This window comes from Candidatus Schekmanbacteria bacterium RIFCSPLOWO2_02_FULL_38_14, assembly GCA_001790855.1.
Taxonomy (GTDB): Bacteria; Schekmanbacteria; GWA2-38-11; order GWA2-38-11; family GWA2-38-11; genus 2-02-FULL-38-14-A.
In genome coordinates, this window is record MGDH01000019.1 from 52,896 (window position 1) to 62,225 (window position 9,330).

The window sequence follows — 9,330 nt, forward strand, 5'->3', positions numbered from 1 at the left end:
CGAGTGCCACTGTATCTTAACAACATACCTAAAACTGATTTGCATATCTTAAAACAATGCATCCTAAAAAAGCGTCGTATGGCACTCGTTCACTCCAATGACTTGTTATATCTCTATCTCCTTCTTGTAAGAATGACCTTTCAGTAATTCTCTTATAATTTCTCTGAGAAGATTTAAAAATTTGCTCGTTTCTTCTATAGCTCTTTCCTGAATCCAATCTATCTTGTGTTTTTCTGGAATATCTGGAACAATCTCAGCGATATATAAAAACTCAAAAGTATATGGTTCTGTCAAAAGAAAATCTATGTAACGTTTATCATCTGCTATGCCAATCAGTAGGTCTTTAGATTCAGATCCGTTTTTTATGTAATTTTTGTATATATGTGGTTTCAAGTGAAATCTTAGGGAATTGCGTATCCTATCAACCACTTTTAAGTACTCGTCTTTTTTCCAATTCGATAGCCATTCAGTATATTGTGAAATACGGCTCTTTAGATCATTAGAAAGGTTCATATCTAAAAGGAGCGTTGCAAGGTGATTATCGAACTCTTTTATCGACTCTTTATAAATGCTTATCAGCGCAAAGTACAGTTCCATACGGTTTCTGAAATCAAATACTTTATTTCGCTCTTTGGGTATTAAGAGATGTAATCGCATCCAAAACTCAAGTGAATTAGTTATCCGAAAAATCTGGAAGAGCACAACTGTCTCGTCCTCAGACATCTGTGATAATAAATCACTCTGTATGTATATGCCGGTAGTTTTCATTCAGTGATATAACGTTCCGGATGACCGGCGACAAAAGCGCCAGCTTTTGGAGTCCGAGTCGATCCGGTAGTTAGGCGAAAGCCCCATGTCATGGGGTGTACCCACTTTGATGAGTGCATTCTCACATCAACTACCTTGAATCACTTTCGTAACTCCGCCTGCGAAGTGTTAATAGCGATATGGGTCTGTTACTATTCTGACATTGGTAGCTTCCACATATGGGTCATCCACTTCCCGGACATTATCAGCCTCTACATATGGGTCGGTAGCGAGACGAACCTCCTCCGCTTCTACATAGGGATCAGTAACAATTCGGATATTCTTAGCCTCCACGTATGGATCGGTTACTATTCGGATATTTTTCATTTTGCTACATCTCCTGTCATTTGTAGACCTCGCCTAACATTTACTTTTAAACTTATTCTACATATAAAAACATTTTATATTGAAATAATTTAGTGTCAAGATTTTTGTCGCAAAAATTAGCAAAAATTATATTATTCTTTTCAAGATGGACTTTTCTGTTTTACCCAAGTAAAATAAAATCAAAATTATTTGAAGTTTTTCATTTATTATATTTCGCTCGCTAAACCCTGCATTGAGTTGCAGGGAATGCGCTCGTTTTGCATTTTCAATAACAATAATGACATTTAGAATAAAAAATCTTTTTTCACTGATATTCATTCTTTATCTGCTCCTGATTTTTCCAATTTTTTTATCCCCTGTTTTTGCAGAGAACACCTTGAGCGACATTAAAAAAAGAGGCTATATCCTCCTCCCTTGACCCTGAGCTTGCAGTTGAAGTGCTTGAGGTTATCAGGAATCTTGCAACAGAAGGAAAGACAATGATGATTGTCACACACCAGATTTCGTTTTTAAAAAATATCTGCCACAGGGTTCTGGTTTTTGACGAGGGGAGGATAATTGAGGATGGAAGCCCTGAACAGGTTTTCTCAAATCCCAAAAACCAGAGAACAGAAAGCTTTCTGAGGCATCTGAGGGGTTAAGTATACTTGTTTGCTGTAGGTTGCTCGTATGCCGTATTCCAAAACTCCGGGCTAAAGCAATCCCTTGGTTTTAAGATCTTCGCAGGTTTTTTTTATTTCACTGGCTACATTTTTGTCATCCGAAACTTTAAACTTCTTTCTTATCTCTTCTTCAATCTCATCAAATGAGCAGTTTTTTTGAATAAGTTCAAAGACGAGTTTTGCTGTGCCATTCAGAAAATGGGCATTATCAGATTGTGAGTCATAGATAAGCAGTTCATCTCCAAGGTCCTTGAAAACGAAGCGTTCTTTTTTTTCTTCTGTCTTTTCCATATCTTTTCTAAAATATCAGATAGGGTTCAAGGGGTCAAGCAATCAATTCGTCGTTCGTGATTCGTTGTTCGTATCACGAGCCAAGAGCCACTATGTTTTGGATTTTGAATTTTATTTGAACTTTGAGCTTTGTCATTTGACATTATTTTTTTACCCTGTCAACAACTCTTACCGCCTCTATAAACCTTCTCATCTTTTCATAATCTTTTTTCCCGGGTTTTGATTCAACACCACTGCTTACATCAACTGCGTAAGGGTTTACCTTTAAGATTGCATCTTTTACATTTTCAGGATTAAGCCCGCCTGCAAGAATAATCCTGCCATATTTTTTTGCCCTTACTGCTAAATCCCAGTTAAAGGTTTTTCCTGTGCCTCCCGGTATCTCTTCAGAGAAGGCATCAAGAAGAAATGCTGACACTTTATATTCTTTGATTTTTTCAATGCTCTTTTCATCACTCACCTTTACACTTTTTATAATCTTAGTCCTGAATTTACTGCAAAATTTTTCATCCTCATCACCGTGAAGCTGGACAATTCCAATACCACACTCATCAACTGTTTTCTGGATGTTCTCAAAGGTTTCGTTTACAAAAACTCCAACAGTTGGAATAAATGCTGGGAGATGAGAAATTATCTCATGCGCCTTTGAAATTTCAACATATCTCGGGCTTTTTTTATAAAAGACAAATCCCAGCGCATCAGCTCCATATTTTACTGCTGCCAGTGCATCCTCTGAGTTTGTAATCCCGCAGATTTTGATTTTAGTTAGAAGATGGCTCATATTTTTATAATTAAAAACTAAATTGTGTTAAATTTTCTTCCTATTCTATTTCCTTTAACATGCCCTTTCTGGATTTAAGGAAGTTTTTCTTCTCGATTTTTTCCTCTATTACTTCCTTGTAAAGAGAGGCGCGCTCTCCCTTATTTTTTATCCTTTCCACCCTTTCAAGTTCATTGTTTAAAAGGTTGATAGAGATATCTATAAATTTTCCCTGAATATATTTTCTCACAAAACTTGCTGATTTCAATTTTTCTTTTTCTTTTAACAATCCTTCTCTTTTTATTTTTATTTGATATTTATCAAAATACTGATAGTTGTTTAATACATCTTTTACGAGTCCCTCTGTTTTGATATAGTCAGAAAACTTTCTGCCAAAACTTGTTTTTTCAAAATATTTATAAAAAGTTCCGGTTATCCTCGCTAAACTTTTATAAACAAAAGAAACCTTGCTTCCATTCTCGTTGTCTTTTTTTAAAGTTTCAGAATAGAGAAAATAAAGGATGAAAAAAACCACTATAAATGCCAAAATTTTTTTCATAAGCCTTTTAAAAATACTTGTAAATCAATTTTATAAAACAATAGTAATCTGTGTAATCTTTTTAAAATTTCTTTAATCTAAACATACACTATATTCCTTTTCAAAAATTCTCAACTTTTTTCCTTGACTTTTTTCCTCAGAGGTGGTGAGAAAAGCCTTATTTGAAAGGTGAGTTCAGAGCTTTGACATAACCTTAGCATTGAAGCTTCTCAGAAATATTTTTTAAAACTACTCCTTTGGAGAATATGATTATGAAGGCTGCTGTATGGTATGGTCAGAAGGATGTGAGAGTTGTTGATGTGCCGGAACCAAAGGTTGCTGCCGGCACAGTTAAGATAAAAGTTACATACTGCGGAATCTGCGGTTCGGATTTGCATGAATATCTCAAAGGTCCTGTTATCATCCCGTCAAAACCACACCCCCTTACAGGGAAAATGCCTCCTGTTACTTTGGGGCATGAATTCTGCGGGCCTATTGTTGAAGTTGGGGAAGGCATTAAAAACTTTAAAACAGGTGACCGTGTAACCGTTGATGCCTGCCTTGTGTGCCATGAATGCCACTGGTGCAAAAAGGCGCAGTATAATCTCTGCGCAAAACTTGGAAGCACAGGGCTTTGTGCAGACGGGGCATTTGCAGAATATGTAGTTGTTCCTGCCTATACCTGCTATAAGCTCCCTCAGGAGATGTCAGATGAGGCAGGGGCGTTTGTTGAGCCTTTGGCTGTTGCAACACATGCTGTAAAGAGGGGAAAGATTGTACCCGGTGATGTTGTGGCAATTGTGGGAGGAGGTCCTATCGGGCTTCTTGTAATGCAGGTTGCAAAGGCGTCAGGCGCAAGCAAGGTTTTTGTTATTGAGCCAATGGAAAGCAGAAAAAAGCTTGCTGCTGAGCTTGGAGCAACAAAGGTTTATGACCCGGCGCAGGGTGATGTTGGAAAGATGATTCACGAGGATACAAACGGTCTGAGGGCTGACCTTGTGTTTGAGTGTGTTGGGAAGGCTGAGACAGTTGACTCTGCAATAAAGCTTTCAGGCAAAGGCGCAAGAATTGTAATTGTTGGAATCTTCTCGGCTCCTGCACAATTCCATTTTGCAAGGATGCAGGCGCACGAGAAGGAACTTATTGGCAGCTCTGCATATCCAAATGAGTTTCCTGCGGCAATCTCTTTTCTTGCAGACGGAAGGGTGAATATAAAGCCTTTAATAACCGGAAGAATTAAACTGAGTGAAATAATAGATAAAGGATTTAATGAGCTTATTTCTCACCCTGAAAAAAATATAAAGATTCTGGTTTCAATGTAATCAGCTATAAAAAAGTCTTTGGCATTTATTTAAAAACTGGAGGAATTAATGGCAAAAAAACCAAGTGAGAAAGTAAAAATTCCCACCTGCTGTCCGGTCCCACCATATCCGGGAGAAAGAGAAAAAGGAAAGGAGAGCCTTATAAAAGTTGCTGCCCTTCAGATGGAGCCAAGAATTTCTGACAAGGATAGAAATGTGAATGAATCCCTGCGGCTCATTCATAAGGCTGCTGACAAGGGGGTTAAGCTTGCAGTCCTTCCCGAGCTTTGCAATACAGGCTACATTTATAATTCAAGGGAGGAAGCCTTTGCAAATGCGGAATATGTTCCTGACGGGCCAACAACAAAGGCATGGATGAAGGCTGCAAAGGAAAGAGATATCTATATCTGTGCCGGAATTACTGAAAGAGAAGAGAACAGGCTCTATAACAGCGTTGCTGTTGTTGGACCAGACGGGTTTATAGGAATATACAGGAAAACTCATCTCTGGAATGAAGAGAAGATGTGGTTTACTCCTGGGGATGCAGGGTTCCCGGTATTTGAGCTTCCTTTCGGAAAAATTGGCAACAGAATCTGTTATGACGGATGGTTTCCGGAGGTAACAAGAATTTATATGGCTCAGGGTGTTGATATCATATGCGACTCGACAAACTGGGTTATTGTTCCAGGAATCCAGACGCCTGAGAAGCCTGCTGCGGCACATACTGCAAGCGCCCTTTCGCTTATGAGCAGTGTTTTTACAATATGCGCTGACAGAATCGGGATTGAAAGGGGATGCACCTATCTTGGAAACAGCTGTGTAATTGATACTGCAGGAAACTTTGTGGCAGGTCCTGCATCTTTTGATAAGCCGGAGATTGTTGTTGCTGAAATAAATGTGATGGCTGCAAGATACCGCCACTGGTCTGAATTTAACAACCCCTTTGCTGACAGAAGGACTGATGTGTACGACAATTTGTTAGGATACAGACCAAAGGAAAAATAAAACAAAGTGCAAAACTGAAAGCATAACACTTTATATTATAGGAGGAAAATATGACAGAAAAAATACAGGAAGACCTTCCCCTGAAATATATGAAGGAGACAGGTCGGGAAAATTTTGAGGATTTCTGCCTTGATGCAACAAGGGCAATTTTTGCCCATGTCTATTATACATGGAAGACTCTGAAAAGCGCTCTTGGGCCAAAAGAAGCGCTTGAAGTCTACTGGAAGGTATGGGAAGGGCTTGCAGAGGTTTCATTTGCGCAGGCAAAGCAAGTGCTTGGGATAAATGAAGTAAAGGATATTCCAACCCTTGGAAAAATCTTTCAGTTCTGCTGGCTTGCATATCCGTGCATATACAATATTCAGGAAGAGAGTCCGGACAGCCATGTGGGGATAATTGATTTCTGTCCAAACCCAGCCTATGGGCCCACGGATAACCACCTCGACAGGCTTGATTACTACAAGCAGGAAGCAGAACTTTCAAGGAAATTTGTGTGGAAGCTTGTGGATTTAGCCGGAATGACAGGAAAGGTTGATGCAGACCAGGATTTGTTTCTTTGCAGAGATGGCTGTACAGATGTATGCAGAGTCTTTGTAAGAAAGAAAAAGGAGGCATAAAAAATGTCAAGATTTTTAGAACCATTCAAAACAATCGAAGGCGAAGAAGAACCTCTTTTTGGGGCTTTAAAGAGGATAAAAAGAAGCATTGAAGAGCAGGGGAGAGCAAACTTTAACAGCTTCGTGGCAGTTGATTACTTTTTGTATAATGGAATGGAAAAGGGAGTTGGAAAGGAAAAGGCTCAAAAGCTTCACGCTAACCTCTGGAAAAATTACCCTCCGGAATGGGTAAAGGATGCAAAGGTTATATTAAAGATTGGAGAGATTAAGAAGCTATCTGACCTTGGAAGGATTATTGAATATTGCCAGACTGCGAGGTTCTGCAATTTCAATGCAAGGAAACAGGCAAAGACAGAACTTGTAGGCAAAATAACTCTTTGCCCCTTTGTTGAAGTTGCGCAGAAGACATTCGGAGCAAAGAAGAAGGAGAACTATTTCGAGTCGCTCCACGGCGTTACCAAGGGTTTTATTGAAGGGATAGTTAAAGCAGCAGGAATGGCAGACAGCGTGAGCGTAGATGTTCCAAAAGCAATGTGTAGAGGGGACAAATACTGTCAGGTTATCTGCTCTAAAAAGAAGTAATCTTTGGAAGAATATAGAGGTGCATTCCAGATTCTATTGGAAATGCGGGTGTATATAAAAGAGATTTAGTTCATTATATTTGTAGATTTCCATGCAAATTACAGAAAGCTGCAAAGGAGTTAAGGAATATGGTTGTAAAAAAGGCTAAATCAAAGAAACTCTCAAAGTCCAGAAAGGCTAAAAAGAAACCTTTAAAAAAAATTAAGAAAAAGGCAGTATCAAAAAAAGCATCAGTAAAAGTTAAGAAAAAAGCAGTACAAAAAAAAGTATCAGTTTCAGCAGCAAAGAAGGGAATGGTTTCAAAAGCTGATTATGAAAAGCTGAAGGCTGAATACAAAAGGATGCAGAATGATTATGCTGAATGCCTTTGGGCTTTTGTAAAATGGTGCGGAGTTGCTTTTAACTATGTTGGCAAAGAACTTGGTGAGGAAGAGGTAAAAAAATATTCTGAATACATAGCTGAAGTTTTTGCAAGACCTATGTTTGAAAAAGGTGGAGTCCATACGCTGAAAACCCTTAAATGGTTTGTTGATGTCCTTGGAAGCGACTTCAAATGGGTTGAGGATGATGAAAAGATAATTCTTAAAGGGGTTTGTAATTCAGGCGGAAGGCTTGAAAGAGAAGGGATAAGCAAAAGGAACAAAGAGGGAGTATCCTATTATTGTTCCCATTGCAAGCAGTGGTATGAGGATTTGGCAAAGCAGTGGTATGACCTTGATATCAAGTTTCAATATAAACCAGGCGGACAGGGGTGTACTTTTACATTTATGAAATAATAAACGGTTAAATGGTTAATCAGGGGAGGATGAAGATGGATTTTAAACTTACTGAAGAACAGCAGATGCTCAAGGATATGTGCAGGGATTTTGCTGAAAAGGAGATAATGCCAAAGGCTGACACATGGAATAAGACAGGAGAATTCCCAACAGAAATTTTCAAAAAAATGGCAGAGCTTGACCTGATGGGGCTTCTGATTTCTGAGGAATACGGAGGAAGCAATGCCGGTATGGTTGCCTATGTTGCGGCAATGGAAGAGATTGCAAGGGCTGACCAGTCGGTTGCGGCAACGTGGAATGCTCACATTACAATAGGCTCTGTTGCATTTATGATTTTTGGGACTGAGGAGCAGAAGAAAAAATATCTTATTCCTCTTGCAAAGGGTGAAAAACTTGGGGCTTTTGGTCTTACAGAGGCAAATGCCGGCTCTGATGCAAGGGGCATAAAAACAAAGGCTGTGCTTGAAGGGAATGAGTGGGTTATAAATGGGACAAAATGCTTTATAACAAATGTAGGAACTCCATTGAGTTATGGCGTAATAATACTCGCTGTTACAGGAGAGGATGCAAAGGGAAACAAAAAATTCAGCGCTTTTATTGTTCCAAAAGAAGCCAAGGGGTTTACCGTTGGCAAGAGATATGAAAAGATTGGATGGCATGCTGTTGATACAAGAGAGCTTGTGTTTGAAGATTGCAGGATTCCAAAAGACAACCTGATTGGCAAAGAGGGGGAGGGACTGAAGCAGTTTCTTGAAGCCCTTGATGTCGGAAGGATAAGCATTGCAGCGCTTGGTATTGGACTTGCACAGAGGTCTTTTGAGCTTGCCCTTGCCCATAGCCAGCAAAGGGTGCAGTTTGGCAAGCCTATTTGCAAAAATCAGGCGATACAGTTCAAGCTTGCAGATATGGCAACAAAGATTGAGCTTGCAAGGCTTATAACATACAAGGCTGCATGGCTTTGCGACAACAAGCTTCCATTTGCAAAGGAAGCCGCAATGGCGAAGACCTTTGCCTCAGAGGCTGCGGTAAGGGTTTCAGAGGAAGCAGTCCAGATTCATGGCGGCTATGGATTTACTGAGGAATATGTTGTTTCAAGATTTTATATGGATTCAAAGGTTTTGACCATTGGCGAAGGTACCAACGAGATTCAGAGAATGGTTATTGCAAGATTGATTGGATGCTGAGTGGGGTAATAGTAATAGTGCCCCGTGCCTCGTGGCTCGCTAATTAAATACGAGTCACCAGTCACGAGCAACGAGTCACTTTCAAGATTGTGAGGGAAATTATGAGCTGGGAATTTTTTAATGTTGAAATGGTTGAGGAAGGGATTTCACTTGTAACAATCAACCGCCCAAAGGTGCTCAATGCGGTTGACTTTCCAACAATAAAAGAGCTTGGAAAAATTTTTGATTCACTTGAAGAGGATAAAAGTGTGCGGGCTGTGATATTTACAGGGGCAGGCGAGAAGGCTTTTATTGCAGGTGGAGATATTGCTGCCATGAATTCCCTTAAATGGCCCGATGAGGCAAGAGATTTTGTTGCAACAGGACATAGGGTAATATCAGGTATTGAACGGAGCAGCAAAATCACAATAGCTGCAATCAACGGGTTTGCGCTTGGCGGAGGGACCGAGATAGCCCTTGGATTTGATATAAGAATCGCTT

General features: G+C 39.6%; 12 protein-coding genes and 1 pseudogene (1 of these 13 cut by a window edge). 8 read left to right on the forward strand and 5 right to left on the reverse strand.

Going from position 1 to position 9,330, the window contains the following annotated elements; all coding sequences use genetic code 11:
• Positions 1–105 precede the first annotated feature (105 nt).
• Together A3H37_07385 and A3H37_07390 are read right to left on the reverse strand one after the other, a co-directional pair.
• The gene (locus A3H37_07385) at positions 106–768 is read right to left on the reverse strand and encodes a hypothetical protein (GenBank protein ID OGL50118.1); all 663 of its coding nucleotides are present in this window, start codon (positions 766–768) and stop codon (positions 106–108) included.
• 168 nt (positions 769–936) lie between these two features.
• Positions 937–1,134 carry a hypothetical protein gene (locus A3H37_07390; protein ID OGL50119.1) on the reverse strand — a complete coding sequence of 66 codons (198 nt, stop codon included), beginning with the start codon at positions 1,132–1,134 and terminating at the stop codon, positions 937–939.
• Positions 1,135–1,571: 437 nt separating this feature from the next.
• Here A3H37_07390 and A3H37_07395 point away from each other — a divergent pair, with 437 nt between their 5' ends.
• Entirely contained in the window at positions 1,572–1,775 is a 204-nt protein-coding gene (locus A3H37_07395) for a hypothetical protein (protein ID OGL50120.1), read from the forward strand.
• Between the two features lie 51 nt (positions 1,776–1,826).
• On the opposite strand, the gene A3H37_07400 is transcribed toward A3H37_07395, so the two are convergent.
• From A3H37_07400 to A3H37_07410, 3 genes are all read right to left on the reverse strand, one after another.
• Positions 1,827–2,087 (reverse strand): hypothetical protein, encoded by a 261-nt coding sequence (locus tag A3H37_07400; protein OGL50121.1) that lies wholly within the window; start codon positions 2,085–2,087, stop codon positions 1,827–1,829.
• A 142-nt stretch (positions 2,088–2,229) separates the two neighbouring features.
• The gene (locus A3H37_07405; protein ID OGL50122.1) at positions 2,230–2,868 is read right to left on the reverse strand and encodes an N-(5'-phosphoribosyl)anthranilate isomerase; all 639 of its coding nucleotides are present in this window, start codon (positions 2,866–2,868) and stop codon (positions 2,230–2,232) included.
• Positions 2,869–2,908: 40 nt separating this feature from the next.
• Positions 2,909–3,406 (reverse strand): hypothetical protein, encoded by a 498-nt coding sequence (locus A3H37_07410; protein OGL50123.1) that lies wholly within the window; start codon positions 3,404–3,406, stop codon positions 2,909–2,911.
• Between the two features lie 251 nt (positions 3,407–3,657).
• Between A3H37_07410 and A3H37_07415 the strand changes: the two genes are divergently transcribed.
• From A3H37_07415 to A3H37_07445, 7 genes and pseudogenes are all read left to right on the forward strand, one after another.
• Positions 3,658–4,707 (forward strand): butanediol dehydrogenase, encoded by a 1,050-nt coding sequence (locus tag A3H37_07415; protein OGL50124.1) that lies wholly within the window; start codon positions 3,658–3,660, stop codon positions 4,705–4,707.
• A 162-nt stretch (positions 4,708–4,869) separates the two neighbouring features.
• On the forward strand, positions 4,870–5,691 hold the full coding sequence (locus tag A3H37_07420; protein ID OGL50137.1) for a hypothetical protein: 822 nt from the start codon (positions 4,870–4,872) through the stop codon (positions 5,689–5,691).
• Between the two features lie 50 nt (positions 5,692–5,741).
• Positions 5,742–6,308: a hypothetical protein gene (locus A3H37_07425; GenBank protein OGL50125.1), complete on the forward strand. Its 567-nt coding sequence runs from the start codon at positions 5,742–5,744 to the stop codon at positions 6,306–6,308.
• 3 nt (positions 6,309–6,311) lie between these two features.
• Positions 6,312–6,890: a hypothetical protein gene (locus A3H37_07430; GenBank protein OGL50126.1), complete on the forward strand. Its 579-nt coding sequence runs from the start codon at positions 6,312–6,314 to the stop codon at positions 6,888–6,890.
• A gap of 128 nt (positions 6,891–7,018) precedes the next feature.
• On the forward strand, positions 7,019–7,666 hold the full coding sequence (locus A3H37_07435) for a hypothetical protein (GenBank protein OGL50127.1): 648 nt from the start codon (positions 7,019–7,021) through the stop codon (positions 7,664–7,666).
• 35 nt (positions 7,667–7,701) lie between these two features.
• Entirely contained in the window at positions 7,702–8,850 is a 1,149-nt protein-coding gene (locus A3H37_07440) for an acyl-CoA dehydrogenase (GenBank protein ID OGL50128.1), read from the forward strand.
• Positions 8,851–8,951: 101 nt separating this feature from the next.
• Positions 8,952–9,330: pseudogene (locus A3H37_07445) on the forward strand (crotonase) (it continues 323 nt past the right edge of the window).